This window comes from [Mycobacterium] stephanolepidis, from assembly GCF_002356335.1.
Lineage (GTDB): Bacteria > Actinomycetota > Actinomycetes > Mycobacteriales > Mycobacteriaceae > Mycobacterium > Mycobacterium stephanolepidis.
Genome location: NZ_AP018165.1, coordinates 2,516,226 through 2,530,093, shown reverse-complemented (window position 1 = coordinate 2,530,093; position 13,868 = coordinate 2,516,226). Strand labels below are relative to the sequence as shown.

The 13,868-nt window shown below is 63.5% G+C and carries 16 protein-coding genes and 1 tRNA gene; 7 read left to right on the top strand and 10 right to left on the bottom strand.

Going from position 1 to position 13,868, the window contains the following annotated elements; genetic code table 11:
* Positions 1–2 precede the first annotated feature (2 nt).
* The 5 genes from MSTE_RS12540 to MSTE_RS12520 form a co-directional block, all read right to left on the bottom strand.
* Positions 3–1,028, bottom strand: coding sequence for an NAD-dependent epimerase/dehydratase family protein (locus MSTE_RS12540; protein WP_096501615.1), 1,026 nt, complete (start codon positions 1,026–1,028; stop codon positions 3–5).
* A complete protein-coding gene (locus tag MSTE_RS12535) occupies positions 1,025–1,678 on the bottom strand; it encodes a PIG-L deacetylase family protein (protein WP_096505808.1) in 654 nt (217 codons plus the stop codon). Before MSTE_RS12535 ends, MSTE_RS12540 begins: the two co-directional genes overlap by 4 nt.
* Positions 1,675–2,463, bottom strand: a complete 789-nt coding sequence (locus tag MSTE_RS12530) for a glycosyltransferase family protein (RefSeq protein ID WP_096501613.1) — start codon at positions 2,461–2,463, stop codon at positions 1,675–1,677. Before MSTE_RS12530 ends, MSTE_RS12535 begins: the two co-directional genes overlap by 4 nt.
* Positions 2,460–3,722 carry a class I SAM-dependent methyltransferase gene (locus MSTE_RS12525; protein ID WP_096501611.1) on the bottom strand — a complete coding sequence of 421 codons (1,263 nt, stop codon included), beginning with the start codon at positions 3,720–3,722 and terminating at the stop codon, positions 2,460–2,462. Before MSTE_RS12525 ends, MSTE_RS12530 begins: the two co-directional genes overlap by 4 nt.
* A gap of 73 nt (positions 3,723–3,795) precedes the next feature.
* Positions 3,796–4,272: a nuclear transport factor 2 family protein gene (locus tag MSTE_RS12520; RefSeq protein ID WP_096501609.1), complete on the bottom strand. Its 477-nt coding sequence runs from the start codon at positions 4,270–4,272 to the stop codon at positions 3,796–3,798.
* A 147-nt stretch (positions 4,273–4,419) separates the two neighbouring features.
* Between MSTE_RS12520 and MSTE_RS12515 the strand changes: the two genes are divergently transcribed.
* On the top strand, positions 4,420–4,788 hold the full coding sequence (locus MSTE_RS12515; RefSeq protein WP_096501607.1) for a hypothetical protein: 369 nt from the start codon (positions 4,420–4,422) through the stop codon (positions 4,786–4,788).
* A gap of 6 nt (positions 4,789–4,794) precedes the next feature.
* On the opposite strand, the gene MSTE_RS12510 is transcribed toward MSTE_RS12515, so the two are convergent.
* Complete coding sequence (locus MSTE_RS12510) at positions 4,795–5,334, bottom strand: hypothetical protein (RefSeq protein WP_096501605.1); 540 nt, start codon at positions 5,332–5,334, stop codon at positions 4,795–4,797.
* A gap of 88 nt (positions 5,335–5,422) precedes the next feature.
* Positions 5,423–5,499 (bottom strand) — tRNA-Leu (locus tag MSTE_RS12505).
* A 124-nt stretch (positions 5,500–5,623) separates the two neighbouring features.
* Between MSTE_RS12505 and MSTE_RS12500 the strand changes: the two genes are divergently transcribed.
* From MSTE_RS12500 to MSTE_RS12475, 6 genes are all read left to right on the top strand, one after another.
* The gene (locus MSTE_RS12500; RefSeq protein ID WP_078288248.1) at positions 5,624–6,241 is read left to right on the top strand and encodes an ANTAR domain-containing response regulator; all 618 of its coding nucleotides are present in this window, start codon (positions 5,624–5,626) and stop codon (positions 6,239–6,241) included.
* 97 nt (positions 6,242–6,338) lie between these two features.
* Entirely contained in the window at positions 6,339–7,523 is a 1,185-nt protein-coding gene (locus tag MSTE_RS12495; RefSeq protein WP_096501603.1) for a branched-chain amino acid ABC transporter substrate-binding protein, read from the top strand.
* A 30-nt stretch (positions 7,524–7,553) separates the two neighbouring features.
* On the top strand, positions 7,554–8,624 hold the full coding sequence (locus MSTE_RS12490) for a branched-chain amino acid ABC transporter permease (RefSeq protein ID WP_096501601.1): 1,071 nt from the start codon (positions 7,554–7,556) through the stop codon (positions 8,622–8,624).
* Positions 8,621–9,793 carry a branched-chain amino acid ABC transporter permease gene (locus tag MSTE_RS12485; RefSeq protein ID WP_096501599.1) on the top strand — a complete coding sequence of 391 codons (1,173 nt, stop codon included), beginning with the start codon at positions 8,621–8,623 and terminating at the stop codon, positions 9,791–9,793. Before MSTE_RS12490 ends, MSTE_RS12485 begins: the two co-directional genes overlap by 4 nt.
* Positions 9,790–10,743, top strand: a complete 954-nt coding sequence (locus MSTE_RS12480) for an ABC transporter ATP-binding protein (RefSeq protein WP_231896871.1) — start codon at positions 9,790–9,792, stop codon at positions 10,741–10,743. Before MSTE_RS12485 ends, MSTE_RS12480 begins: the two co-directional genes overlap by 4 nt.
* Positions 10,744–11,469 (top strand): ABC transporter ATP-binding protein, encoded by a 726-nt coding sequence (locus tag MSTE_RS12475; protein ID WP_030097761.1) that lies wholly within the window; start codon positions 10,744–10,746, stop codon positions 11,467–11,469.
* Here the strand turns inward: MSTE_RS12475 and MSTE_RS12470 are convergent.
* Genes MSTE_RS12470 through MSTE_RS12460 form a run of 3 tightly spaced genes read right to left on the bottom strand, consistent with a single transcriptional unit; the run spans position 11,451 to position 13,840 of the window.
* The gene (locus MSTE_RS12470; protein ID WP_096501597.1) at positions 11,451–12,158 is read right to left on the bottom strand and encodes a YwaF family protein; all 708 of its coding nucleotides are present in this window, start codon (positions 12,156–12,158) and stop codon (positions 11,451–11,453) included. The two genes, MSTE_RS12475 and MSTE_RS12470, sit on opposite strands and share 19 nt — an antisense overlap.
* Before the next feature lie 39 nt (positions 12,159–12,197).
* Complete coding sequence (locus MSTE_RS12465; RefSeq protein WP_096501595.1) at positions 12,198–13,403, bottom strand: lipid-transfer protein; 1,206 nt, start codon at positions 13,401–13,403, stop codon at positions 12,198–12,200.
* On the bottom strand, positions 13,400–13,840 hold the full coding sequence (locus tag MSTE_RS12460; protein ID WP_096501593.1) for a Zn-ribbon domain-containing OB-fold protein: 441 nt from the start codon (positions 13,838–13,840) through the stop codon (positions 13,400–13,402). The genes MSTE_RS12465 and MSTE_RS12460 overlap by 4 nt, the downstream gene beginning before the upstream one ends.
* Positions 13,841–13,868 lie beyond the last annotated feature (28 nt).

The window sequence follows — 13,868 nt, the reverse complement described above, 5'->3', positions numbered from 1 at the left end:
GGTCACCTCGCGACCGGGCGCAGCGTGTCGTCTACTGCTCCGGACTCGCGTAGGTTCTTCAAATGCGCCAGGCGGGTGAAGGATTGGCGGAACAGTGATTCGGTGAGATTGCCGGCGACGCACTGCTCGTAGAGCTCTTTGGCGCCGGCCTCGATCGACCACTCCGCCCGGTATCCGGGTAATGCGGCACGGATCGCAGAGAAGTCGACGCGGTATGAGCGAGGATCCGCACCCGTCTCTCCGGTGATGGCCAAAGTGGAGCCCGGTACGGCGGCGACGGCCGCCTCCGCGATCTGCGCGACCGTTTGATTGTTCTCCTCGGTGCCGACGTTGAACGCCGCACAGTGGATTACATCCTGCGGGGCTGTGAGACATTCCAGGAATGCCGAGCCGATATCGCGGGCGTGTACCAGAGGGCGCCACGGCGTTCCGTCCGAGAGCACCCGGACCTCGCCGGTGAGAACGGCGTTGCCGACGAGGTTGTTCAGCACGATGTCGGCGCGAAGTCGCGGTGAGTAACCGAATGCCGTTGCGTTGCGCAGGAACACCGGCGAGAAGTCGGAGTCGGCAATAGCGGCGACATCATCCTCGACGCGAACCTTGCTCTCCGCGTACGGAGTCAAGGGCTTCAGGGGAGCGTTCTCCGTGACCAGATCGTCGCCCGCCGACCCGTATACCGAACATGTCGAGGCGTAGAGGTAGCGGCTCACTCCGGCATCCTTGGCCAGCCGCGCCAGCCGCACGGAGGCATGGTGGTTGATGTCGTAGGTGAGGTCCGGCGCCAGCGCGCCGAGGGGATCGTTCGAGAGCGCCGCCAAGTGAATCACCGCATCGAAACCAGCCAGCTGATCGACCGTGACATCGCGAAGGTCGACCGCGAGCGATGGCGGATCCACGAGTGCCGGGCCCAAGACGCACTCGGCGAAGAGCCCCGAGTCCAGGCCCACAACGTCGTGACCGGCCTCGGCGGCCATCTGCGACATCACGGTGCCGAGATAGCCCTGATGACCGGTGACGAGAACCTTCACTGCGTTGCTCCTAGAGAGATCGTTGCTTTTTCCAGCACGAACGCTTCGGCGTACCGGTGGCGGCACTGCACACCGCGTACTCGTGCCACGGCGAGAAATGTCTCGTGGTCGAACCAGTCATGCGGTCGCTGAGACGGATAATGCGTGTTGATGAGATCGGCCTTGCTACGGGCGATCTCATCGCTGAGCGGCTGAAACACTGTGGGTGTCGGGGTATCGGTTTCCCATTTGATGATCTCGTAACCGAGGATCAGATGGTCACGAAACTCGGTGGGCGCCAGTGTTGCCAGCAGGCGGTGGTCTTGGTGGGCGTCGCGACGCTGCGGAGCGAAAACCACCGCGGCGGCCGACTCACGGCGAAATGCCGATAGCGCGTCTTTGATCTGGTTCCAATGTGCGGGGGCTCGTCCGTCCGGAAAGTCGAGCACGTCGACGCTCACTTCTGCCCCGGGGCACAGGGCCGTCAGGGCCGCTCGCTCCTCAGATTCTCGTTCGGTGCCACCGCCCGTCAGCACGAGCGCCCGAACCCGCAACCCGGGGCGGCGAGTCGCCATGGTGAGCAGAGTGCCACCCATGCCGATCGCGATATCGTCGCAATGCGCTGCCAGCAAAGCAATTTCGTCTACGGCGCCGGTGTTGAGTTCGATCACGTGGTGGCGGGCTCCTGCTCCCAGACCATCCACGGGCGCACACCCTTGCGGTAACCCTCGTCAAGTTCGGCGCGTTCCTTGAAGGTGTCGGCCGGCTTCCAGAATCCGTTGAACTTGTAGCCGAACATCCTGCCCTCTTTTGCCAGGGACCCGCAGGCGTCCTCGACGAGATCGCCGCCCGCGGGCAGGTAGTCGAAGACATCCTGGGAGAGCACGAAATAGCCGCCGTTCTCCCACATGTCGAGCTTGGAGACGGCGGTGATATCGGTGATCGATCCACCGTCATTCACGTCCACGGTGTGGAACGACGATTGCGGCGGAACCAGGAGCATGGACGCGGCCGCTCCGGAATCGTGGAACTTGGTCACCAGATCGTCCAGGGGAGCGTTGGTGAGAACGTCCGCGTAGTTGGCCAGGAAGTAACGATCGTCGCCGAGGTGGTGACGGACTCGTCGCAGTCGCTCACCGATGGGCGATTCGGCACCGGTATCGGCGAACGTAATGGTCCAATCGGCGATGTCGGACTTCAACAACCGCACCTGGCCCTCGGCCAAGACGAAATCGTTCGATTGCGCTTCGCTGTAGCCGAGGAAGAAGTCCTTGATGGCCTCAGCGCCATAGCCTAGACACAGGATAAATTCCTTATGTCCATGGTGCGCATAATATTTCATCACGTGCCAGATGAGGGGACGCGGTCCGACCATCTGGAGGGGTTTGGGGATCACATCTCCGGCGCCGTTGCGCATGCGCATGCCGAAGCCCCCGCAGAAAAGCACGACCTTCATACCGATGCTCCTTCGGGCTCAACATGGGGTTCGACGACGTGTAGCTGCGGCAGGGGGTAGACGAGCCTTCCACCCCATTCGCCGATATGCCGCAACTGCTGGGTGATCTCGGCTTCCAGGTTCCACGGGAGAACCAGCACCACGTCGGGTCTGTCTTCATCGATTCGCTCGGGGGAGTGAACCGGGATGCGGGTACCGGGACTGAACATGCCTTGCTTGTAAGGGTTCCGGTCGACGGTGTAGCGGAGAAGGTCTGTGCGGATGCCGCAGTAATTCAGCAACGTGTTGCCCTTGCCGGGCGCGCCGTACCCGACGACGGTCTTGCCCTCAGCCTTGCACGTGAGAAGAAATTGCAAGAGCTCCAGGCGGATTCGCTCGGTGGTCGCACGGAATCGTTCATATCCGGCCAGTTCGTGCAAGCCTGCCCGTCGCTCCAGTTCCAAGACCTCGGCGACCGACGGCGCGATCTCGGGCCGGCATTCGCGAGGACGCGCCCACACCCGTATCGAACCACCGTGTGTGTCAAGCAGTTCGACGTCGACCACTTCCAGATCGCCTACAGCAAGCGCTCTTTGAGCCGCCAATACGGTGTAGTACTGGAAGTGCTCGTGATAGATGGTGTCGAACTGGCCGAGCTCGATGAGGTTGAGCGCGTGATGAACCTCGATACTCACCCAACCGTCATCGGCAACGAGCCCCCTCAGGGCTCGCGTGAACCCCCGCAAGTCGGGGATGTGCGCGTACACATTGTTGGCCGCGACCAGGCGGGCCGGGCCGTGCTCCGAGCGGACACGGGCCGCGGTGTCCTCGTCGAGGAAGGCCGTCAGCGTCGGAACACCCTTGTTGCGCGCCGCCTGTCCGACATTCACCGAAGGCTCGATGCCCAGGCAGCGAATTCCCTCGGCAACGGCGTGCTGAAGGAGGTAGCCGTCGTTGCTGGCCACCTCGATCATGAAGTCACCCGGGCCGTCGGGAGAAAGTCCCAGGCGCGCAATGGAGTTGGTGACGTATGCGCGGGCGTGATCGACCCAGCTATCGGAGTACGAGGAAAAGTACGCGTACTCGGTGAAGTTGTCCTCGGGGCTAATCAGCGCAGGGATTTGCAGCAACATGCAGTCGCGGCAAAGCCGCAGGTGCAGAGGATAAGTGGGTTCCGGCAAATCCAGCTCATCGGCGTGCAGAAACTTCTGGCAGGGTGGCGTGGCACCCAGATCGACGACGCTGAGCAGCTCCGTCGAGTCGCAGAGGCGACAGCGCACCGGTTTCTCCTATGCCAGCTATGTGGAGTACGGATGTCTCCAGACCCGGCGATAGGTTACCCGGTTCTCGGCGCTACTGCGACCAGCGGTTCGCGATCAGGTTGAAGCCGATGTGCTTGGTGTTCTGCATGGCTTCATAAAGGCGGTAGTACGAGATGTAGCTGATCCGCCACTTCCCATCGGCGTCGCGGCGGTAGCGGTCGGTGTAATACGAGGTCCCGGTGATGAGGACGCTGTGTGCCGGGACGATGACGACATCGCTCATGGCCCAGCTGCCGGTAGCGGTGTCGCCGTCCACAGCGATCTCCGGATGGCTCATGGTGTGCACGCTGGTTATGTCCGTGGTCAACGATGACCGCATGTAGTCGACAACACCGGTGCGCGAGGTGAACTCGAGAGGCGCGCCATGCACCGCGGTGCCGTAGGTGGCCTCAACATCCTCGGTGAGTGTGTCGGCGAACTCGTCCCACAACTTGTTATCGAGGGTGCGGGCATAGCGGTACTTGAGTTCGGTGATCTCGTGGATGTCAACGAGGGTCTCGGGGGTCATGCTGGCCAGTCTTAGCACGCGGCAAGGCGTCGTGTGCGATATCGGCAGGGGTTAGACATGGTGTGCGGTTCCTACCAAGGTCATCTGCAAAAGCTGTGTGTGGGAGTACATTTGTCCTGTATTCGTCCACCCTTTGAAGAGGTGCCCATGAACTCATTCACCCGTCTTGTCGTGGCGCCCGCGGCCGGCGTCCTGGCAGCAGCCTTCGTCGGATTCGGAGCGGTGGCCTCGGCTGATCCGTCTCCGGCACCTCCGGTTCCGGGCGCACCCAACTCGCCATCGCATGGATCGCTTGTCGATCAGCCGAGCAACGACGGCAACAGCGGCTGGGGCTACCTCCCCGGCGGCGCCGGCGCTCAGTGTGAGAACGCCTGGGTGGTGTGCGGTTCCGACAACAACCCACCGGAGTCCAACATCGCTCCCGGGCACGACGATGCCGGCGGTTGGGTCAGCGCACCCGGCGAGACCGGCTCCGACTGCGAGAACCCCGGAGTCACCTGCACCGACGTCGGTTAGGCGCGGTCAATACATCTGGCCGTAGGCCATTGACACCCAGCTGTGCTGACCGGCGGCTCCTTGCACCTTGATGGTGTGGGAAGCCGCCGGATTTGCCTTGACGGCAAGAAGCATCACGATCACACCGGGCTTGCCGGGATCGTCGCCGCATATTCCGCCGCCGGGCACCGGGGTGCCGTCCAGTGCGATGTTCACGGCCGGGCCGCCGGTGCAGAGCGCCGCGATGTAGGCCGCCGGACCCGACACCGACGGTTGCGGCGCTACTGGGATGTCATAGCTGCCGGTGCCGTCCTTCGTGGCGGCGATGACGGGGTTTTGCAGGCTCCGGAAGGTATCCCGGATGCGTTTGGCCGGGTCGTCCGCATCGGCCTTGGCAGTCGGCGCGAGGGATGTGGACCGGGGGATGGTCGAGGCGGCGAAGGTCTTCGTGGTGGCCGTCGACGACGCCGTGTCCGATATGCGGGTAATACCGGACGACGTCTGGCACGCCGCGACCACAGAAGCGCACACCATAAGCGTCAGCACACCGACAGTTGCTCGGTTCATGCGGGGAATCAAAGCACGCCGGCCGCGATTCGCGCCGTCCTTGGTCAAGTTTGAACTCCGTCGTCTCGGAGCCCAGATGTTGTCTTCCTGGTGCCCTCGGTGAGATTCGAACTCACACTGCACGGGTTTTGAATCCGTTTCCTCTGCCAGTTGGGATACGAGGGCCTGGCGTTACTGCCGTTTTGGTGTCCAGCGGCCAGTCGCGCGATCTCCAACCTTAAGGGATGGGGAACATCACTTTCACCAGGGTATCGCCGTACACACGACCACATGCGTCACAATGGTCGCCATGACCGGCCCTCAGAACACCGAACCGGCGGCGCCCGCCCGCCGTGTGCTCGTCGCCGAAGACGAAGCCCTCATCCGCCTCGACCTGGTCGAGATGCTCCACGAGGAGGGCTATGACGTGGTGGGTCAGGCCGGGGACGGGCAGGAAGCCGTCGACCTCGCCGAGGAACTCAAACCCGATCTGGTGATCATGGACGTGAAGATGCCACGTCGCGATGGCATCGATGCCGCCTCGGAGATCGCGGCCAAGCGCATCGCCCCGATTGTGATTCTCACCGCATTCAGCCAGCGCGACCTGGTGGAGAAGGCCCGCGATGCCGGCGCCATGGCCTACCTGGTGAAGCCGTTCTCCAAAACCGATCTGGTACCCGCCATCGAGGTCGCCGTGAGCCGTTTCGGCGAGCTGACTGCGCTGGAGAAGGAAGTTCAGACGCTGGCCGACAGGCTGGAGACCCGCAAGCTGGTCGAGCGCGCCAAGGGCGTTCTGCAGTCCACCCAGGGCCTCACCGAGCCCGAGGCGTTCAAATGGATCCAGCGCGCCGCGATGGACCGCCGCACCACCATGAAACGCGTTGCCGAAGTGGTGCTGGAAACACTCGATACCGACGCGCCGAGCTGAAACTCGGGTAAGCACTGCGCGTTGCCCCGCGGTTGGCTATGTTTTCTGATCAGCGATTTTGTTTCGACCTGTCAGCCCCAGCCATCCGGAGGTAATCGTGCGTGCACGCGCGAGTGTGATCATGCTGGGCGCGGTGTCCCTCGCCCTGGTCGGTTGTCACGCCGGCACTCAGTCGGACGAGTCCAATCAGACCAACCTGAAGATCTCGCCGTTGGTGCAGATCGCTCAGGACGGTACCGAGGTGCCCGCGTCGAATGTGAAATCAGCGGCCGATCCCGCCGGTGACGGAAAAGCGCAGTGCACCAACGTTTCCCTGGCGATGGTCGGAGCGCTCAACGGTCCTGACGCCGCGCTCGGGATCAATATCCTCGACGGGGCCAAACTTGCCGTCGACAAGCACAACGCCGCTAATCCCGGGTGTCAGATCAAACTCCGCGAGTTCGATACCGAGGGCCTGCCACAGAACGCGAGCAACATTGCTCCGCAAATCATCGGGGACCCGACCATCATCGGACTGATCGGGCCGGGGTTCTCCGGGGAGACCAAGTCGACCGGCCAGATCTTCAGCGAGGCGGGTCTGGTCTCCACGACCGCCTCGGCCACTAACGTGACTCTGACGCAGCAGGGCTGGAAGACGTTCTTCCGTGGCCTCGCCAATGACGGCGTGCAGGGGCCCGCCGTTGCCAACTACCTCAAGAAGACGCTCGGATACAAGAAGATCTGCGTCGTCGACGACAGCACCGACTACGGTTCAGGGCTTGCCAACGCGGTTCGCGGGACGCTCGGAACCGACTGCAACGCCTCGGTGAAGAAGGGGGACAAGGACTTCTCCGCGGCGGTCACGCAGCTCAAGAACGCCGCACCTGATGCGGTGTTCTTCGGTGGCTACTACGCCGAGGCGGCGCCCTTGGTGCAGCAGCTGCGCAATGCCGGAGTGACGGCGACGTTTGTGTCTGCGGACGGGGCAAAGGACATGGAGTTCGTCAAGCAGGCGGGCGATTCGGCGAAGGATGCACTGCTGTCCTGCCCGTGCGGGCCGGCGTCGGACACCTTCTCCAAGGAGTACACCGCTAAGTTCCAGCAGGAGCCGGGTACCTATAGCACCGAGGGGTACGACCTGGCCACGATCCTGGTCAAGGGCATCGATGCCGGGAAGACCACGCGGGCGGGGTTGCTTGATTGGGTCAGGAATTACCGGGGGCAGGGTGTGGCGCGTGAATACAAGTGGAACGAGAACGGAGAGCTAACCTCGACACTTATCTGGGTGTATAAGGTCACGTAGGACATACGAGGGGACTAGGCTCAGCCGCAAATGATTTCGGGGTGGATGGCACAAACAGATGTGCAGGCCAGCACAATTTCATTCGATCTGCACGGACTGTGGAACAGCATCGGTCAGCTGACGATCGACGGTTTGGCGTGGGGCGCCATCTACGCGTTGGTCGCGGTTGGCTACACGCTCGTCTTCGGGGTGTTGCGTCTCATCAACTTCGCGCATTCCGAGGTCTTCATGCTGGGCATGTTCGGGGCATACTTCGCCCTGGATGTCGTGCTCGGGTTCTCACCGGGCGGCAATGCCTACAACAAGGGCGTTTCGCTCACCGTGCTGTACCTCGGAGTCGCCATGCTCATCGCCATGGCGGTCTCGGCGACCACCGCCTTGGGGTTGGAAGCGGTTGCCTACCGCCCGCTGCGTCGCCGTGGTGCACGGCCATTGACATTCCTCATCACTGCCATCGGGATGTCCTTCGTCATCCAGGAATTCGTGCATTTCGTGCTGCCGAAGATCCTGAAGGGCTATGGCGGCAGCAATGCGCAACAGCCGATCCGTCTGGTGACGCCCAGACCGGTATGGACATTCGGGCCATTCGATGTGGGTGGCCACCACATTCCGTTCCAGGCCACGATCACCAATGTCACCCTGGTCGTCGTGGCGGCGGCCTTGGTGCTGGCCTTCATCACAGATATCGCGATCAATCACACCAAGTTTGGGCGCGGCATTCGTGCGGTCGCACAGGACCCGACGACGGCGACGCTGATGGGCGTCTCTCGCGAACGCATCATCATGACGACGTTCATCATCGGTGGTCTGCTGGCCGGGGCCGCCGCGCTGCTGTACACGCTCAAAGTTCCGCAGGGCATCATCTACTCCGGCGGATTCCTGTTGGGTATCAAGGCATTCTCCGCCGCGGTGCTCGGCGGTATCGGCAATCTGCGCGGTGCACTGCTGGGCGGTCTGCTGCTGGGCGTGATGGAGAACTACGGGCAAGCGGTGTTCGGTACGCAATGGCGCGACGTGGTGGCCTTCGTCCTGCTGGTACTCGTGCTCATGTTCCGGCCCACCGGCATTCTCGGTGAGAGCTTAGGGCGGGCGAAGGCATGAGCACCGCTGCGCATGCCCTGGCGCCGGGCGACTCGATACGCCGATGGTGGTCCGAGCTGGCCCGTCCGGTCCAATGGGTATACGGGCTCATCGGATTCGCGCTCATGGCGCTGCTTCCGGTGTGGAAGATTCCGTACCTGAACACCCCCAATACCAGCTTCGGCGGAGTAATGGCCCAGTTCGCGATGGTTGCGCTCATCGCGATAGGCCTGAATGTCGTTGTGGGACAAGCGGGATTGCTTGACCTGGGGTACGTCGGTTTTTACGCGATCGGTGCGTACACGGTCGCATTGCTGACCAGCCCGGACAGTCCCTGGAATCGCATGGGGACGTCGGCCTTCTTCAGCTCGAGCTGGGCATGGCTGTCCTGTCTGCCCATAGCCGTCGCGATCGCCGCCTTCTTCGGTCTGGTGCTGGGCACCCCCACGCTGCGGCTTCGGGGTGATTACCTGGCCATTGTCACGTTGGGATTCGGCGAGATCATCCGCCTGCTCGCCGATAACCTGGAAGTCACCAACGGCCCCCGCGGCCTGCACAAGATCGCCTATCCGCATGTGGGGGAGCAGTACGTCCGCGGTGGTGTCTTCTCCAGCGGCAATTCGGGTGGCCACCTGAACTATGGCGTGTGGTGGTACTGGCTGGGACTCTGCCTGATCGCGGTGGTGCTGATCCTGATGGGCAACCTGGAGCGCAGCCGGGTTGGCCGCTCGTGGGTGGCCATTCGAGAAGATGAGGACGCCGCCGAGATGATGGGGGTCCCCACCTTTCGGTTCAAGCTGTGGGCCTTCGTGATCGGCGCCGGCATCGGCGGACTGTCCGGCGCCCTCTACGCGGGTCAGGTGCAATACGTGGCATCGCCCACCTTCAACATCATCAACTCGATGCTGTTCCTGTGCGCCGTTGTCCTCGGTGGGCAGGGCAACAAGCTCGGCGTGATCTTCGGCGCGTTCATCATCGTCTACCTGCCCAATCGCCTTCTCGGCGTGCAGGTGCAGGGCGTAGACCTCGGCAATCTGAAGTACCTGTTCTTCGGGCTGGCGCTGGTTGTCCTGATGATCTTCCGTCCGCAGGGCTTGTTCCCGGCCCACCAGAAACTGATGGCGTACTGGCGCAAGGCAACTGAGCGGATTGGCGCCAAGAAGCCTGAGGAAGCCGAGGCCACGGCATGACCGAGCACGACGAGACCAGGACCGAAGCCGCGCAGGAAGTCGACGAACTCAGTGACTCCGGGACCGCGATCGACCTCGCCGAGGAGGCCCCGGACGAGGCCGAACCCGCCGAGGCCGAGGTGCTGCTCGAGGTCAAGGAACTGACGCTCAAATTCGGTGGCCTGCAAGCCCTCGACGGGGTCAGCTTCGATATTCGGCGCGGGGAAATCCTCGGGTTGGTCGGCCCCAACGGTGCGGGCAAGACGACCTGCTTCAACGCCATCACCGGCGTGTACAAGCCGACATCGGGCGCCATCGTGTTCGACGGGAAGCCGCTGCGCCGGCTGCGGCGCCACCAGATCACCCGGCGTGGGATCGCCCGGACGTTCCAGAACATCCGGCTGTTCGGTGAGATGACCGCCCTGGAGAACGTCGCGGTGGGCACCGACGCCCGGCACAAGACATCGGTACTGGGCGCGCTGCTGCGCACCCCGCGGCATCGCCGCGAGGAGCATTACGCCGTCGATGTGGGGCTGGGGCTGCTCGACTTCGTCGGCATCGCCGATGTCGCCGACGTCAAGGCCAAGGAGCTGCCGTACGGCAGCCAGCGCAGACTCGAGATTGCGCGAGCGCTGGCGACCGAACCCAAACTGCTCTGCCTGGACGAGCCGGCCGCCGGATTCACCCCCAGCGAGAAGGAATCGCTGATCGAGCTGATCCAGCGCATCCGCGACTACGGGTACACGGTGTTGCTCATCGAACACGATATGAAGCTGGTCATGGGCGTGACGGACCGCATCGTGGTGCTCGAATTCGGCAGGAAGATCGCCGACGGCCTGCCCGCCGAGGTCAGAAACGATCCGGCGGTCATCGAGGCGTACCTAGGAGTGGCCGATGAGGAATTCCACGGACCCGATCCCGGTCCCAGTTGGCTGGATTCGGCTGCGCCCGATACCGAAAGCGAGAGGTAGATGCCTCCCGTACAGCTGAAGCTCAATAACGTCGGGGTCCACTACGGTCCGATCCAGGCGGTGAGCACCCTGTCCTTCGACGTCCGCGAGGGCGAGTTGGTCACCCTGCTCGGTTCCAACGGCGCCGGCAAATCGACCACCATGCGCGCCATCTCCGGCCTCGTGCCGCTGAGTTCGGGGACAATCTTCTTCGAGGGCCAGGACATCTCGAAGATGAAGGCGCACAAGCGCGTCAAGGCAGGGATCGTCCAGGCCCCCGAGGGGCGGGGGATATTCCCGGGCATGACCGTCGCCGAGAACCTCGAAATGGGTTGTTACGGCCGAAAATTCAAGTCCCGGGCGGAGCGTCGGGAGCGTCTGGACTGGATCAACGCCTTGTTCCCGCGGCTGGCTGAACGTCGACACCAAGAGGGCGGCACACTCTCCGGTGGCGAGCAGCAGATGCTCTCCATCGGACGTGCCCTGATGGCCAGGCCGAAGATCCTCCTGCTCGACGAGCCGTCGATGGGTCTGGCGCCGCTGCTGATCACGAAGATCTTCAACATCATCGAGGAGATCAATGCTTCCGGGACGACGGTGGTTCTGGTCGAGCAGAACGCGCAGCAGGCACTGAGCCGTTCGGACCACGCCTACATTCTGGAGACCGGATCGGTCGTACGATCCGGTGCCGGGCGAGAATTACTGCAGGACGACAGCATTCGCTCTGCCTATCTCGGCGTGGTCTGAGATTCGCCGGTTTCAGCCGCGGATCGCTGCCACGGCCAGGTCATCAGCGCCCAAACCGTCAGGACCAGTGCGGTGGCGGTGACGACGTACCACGGCCACGGACCCATCAGGTCGAAAAGGCTTGCCGTCGAGGGTTTCTGATTGAGAAATCCATAGTTTGACCCGACTGCGGCGTTGAAGGCCATGGTGAAGGCGGCCCAGGACAACGTGATCATCGCGGTTACGCGAAAGCTGCGCCAGGTGGGTCGCATGCCCCGTCCCCAGGTGAGATAGATGGCCGCCCACACCACGAGCAGATGTATCGACCAGAACGCCAGGAACCCACGTGCCGGGAAGTCGGGACCTGTCAGCACGGGGGAGATCAACGCCTGGCTGCTGAGCACCAGTCCCCAGTAGTAGGTCAACGCATATGCCCAGGCGCGCTGGGACCACAGCGCATAGGCGGCGACGGCGGTCGCCAGGTCGGTCAGCCGTAGCGGCATCGAGACCTCGATGCGCGGGGGTATGCATCCGGCGATCAGTATGGCGGCATAGATGATCGCGGTCACGGCGCCGAGCACCCGACCCAGGAGACGGGCCCGGGTATCGGTGAGCCGGCGCCCCTGCCACACCACGAGCGCTGCGCCGAGCACGAATACGGCCAGAATCACCCAGTGCGACGGGCCATACGCGTGGAACTGTCGCACCATCGCTTGAGGCTAACGCCCCGCGATCGCCGGTGAGCGCGGCTAGCGCGCCACAATCACCGACGAGCCGTTGCCGAACAAGCCCTGGTTCGCGGTAATCCCAACCCGGGCACCCTCGACCTGCCGGTCACCGGCCCGCCCGCGCAGCTGCCAGGTCAGCTCACACACCTGCGCGATGGCCTGCGCCGGGATGGCCTCGCCAAAGCAGGCCAGGCCACCGGAGGCATTCACCGGGATCCGGCCGCCGACCGTGGTGGCGCCGCTGCGCAGCAGCTGCTCACCCTCACCCTTGGCACACAGGCCCAGGTGCTCGTACCAGTCCAGCTCCAAGGCCGTCGAGAGGTCGTACACCTCGGCAAGGCTCACATCCTCGGGGCCGATTCCGGCCTCCGCGTACGCGGCGTCAACGATCTGATCCTTGAAGACACGGTCGGGCGCAGGCACCACCGCGGTGGAATCGGTTGCGATATCGGGGAGTTCGGGAAGATGCTGCGGGTACTTGGGGGTAATGGTCGCGACCGCACGCACCGAGGGCACACCCTCGACCGAACCGAGATGCTTTTTCACGAAATCGGCGCTGGCCACAATGAGGGCCGCGGCACCGTCACTGGTCGCGCAGATGTCCAGTAACCGCAGCGGATCCGACACCACCGGGCTGGCCAGCACATCCTCCACCGAAGATTCCTTGCGGAACCGCGCGTTCGGGTTGTTCAGACCGTGCCGGGAGTTCTTGACCTTCACCTGGGCGAAATCCTCTGCGGTCGCGCCGTACAGGTCCATCCGCCGCCGCGCGAGCATCGCGAAGTACACCGGGTTGGTGGCTCCGATGAGGTGGAAACGCTGCCAGTCCGGGTCGGCCTTACGTTCGCCGCCTACCGGCGCGAAGAAGCCCTTGGGGGTGGTATCAGCCCCGATCACCAGCGCCACATCGCAGAATCCGGCGAGGATCTGAGCGCGCGCACTCTGCAGAGCCTGTGAACCACTGGCGCAGGCCGCGTAGGTCGAACTGATGGGCACACCGTTCCATCCCAGCTTCTGGGCGAAGGTCGAACCGGCGATGAAGCCCGGGTAGCCATTCCGGATGGTGTCTGCACCGGCAACGAATTGAATTTGACGCCAATCCAATTCGGCATCTTGAAGGGCGGTGCGGGCAGCTGCCACGCCGTACTCGGTGAAGTCGCGTCCCCACTTACCCCACGGGTGCATGCCCGCGCCGAGGATGTAGACGGGATCCGGGGTGCGGCTCATGCGGAAACCTTCTTCCATGCGTAGACCAGCCGTTCGACACCCTCGTCATCGGTGTACAGCGGCTCCAGAGCGAGTTCCATCGGCTGGCCCACCTTCAGATCGGCGGCGCCGGTACCGGCGACCACCTTGCCCAGCACGATTATGCCCTCGGCCGCCAGCTCGACCGCGGCGATCGCGTACGGCTGGTACGGATCAGAGGGCGGATACGGGGGAGGTGGCGCGTACTGGTTCTCGGTGTAGCTCCAGACCGTGCCGCGCGATGACAGCGGCACCTGATCCAGCACATCGCTGTCACAGGCCGGGTTGGGGCAGTTGTTGGCGCGCGGCGGAAACACGATGGTGGCGCACTGTGTGCACTTGCCGCCAATCAAATGCGGTTGGCCGGATTCGTCGGTATCGAACCAGCCGTCGACGGCAGGGGCTTGGTCTGTAGGCACCCGGTCAGATTACCCATGCTGATGAGTG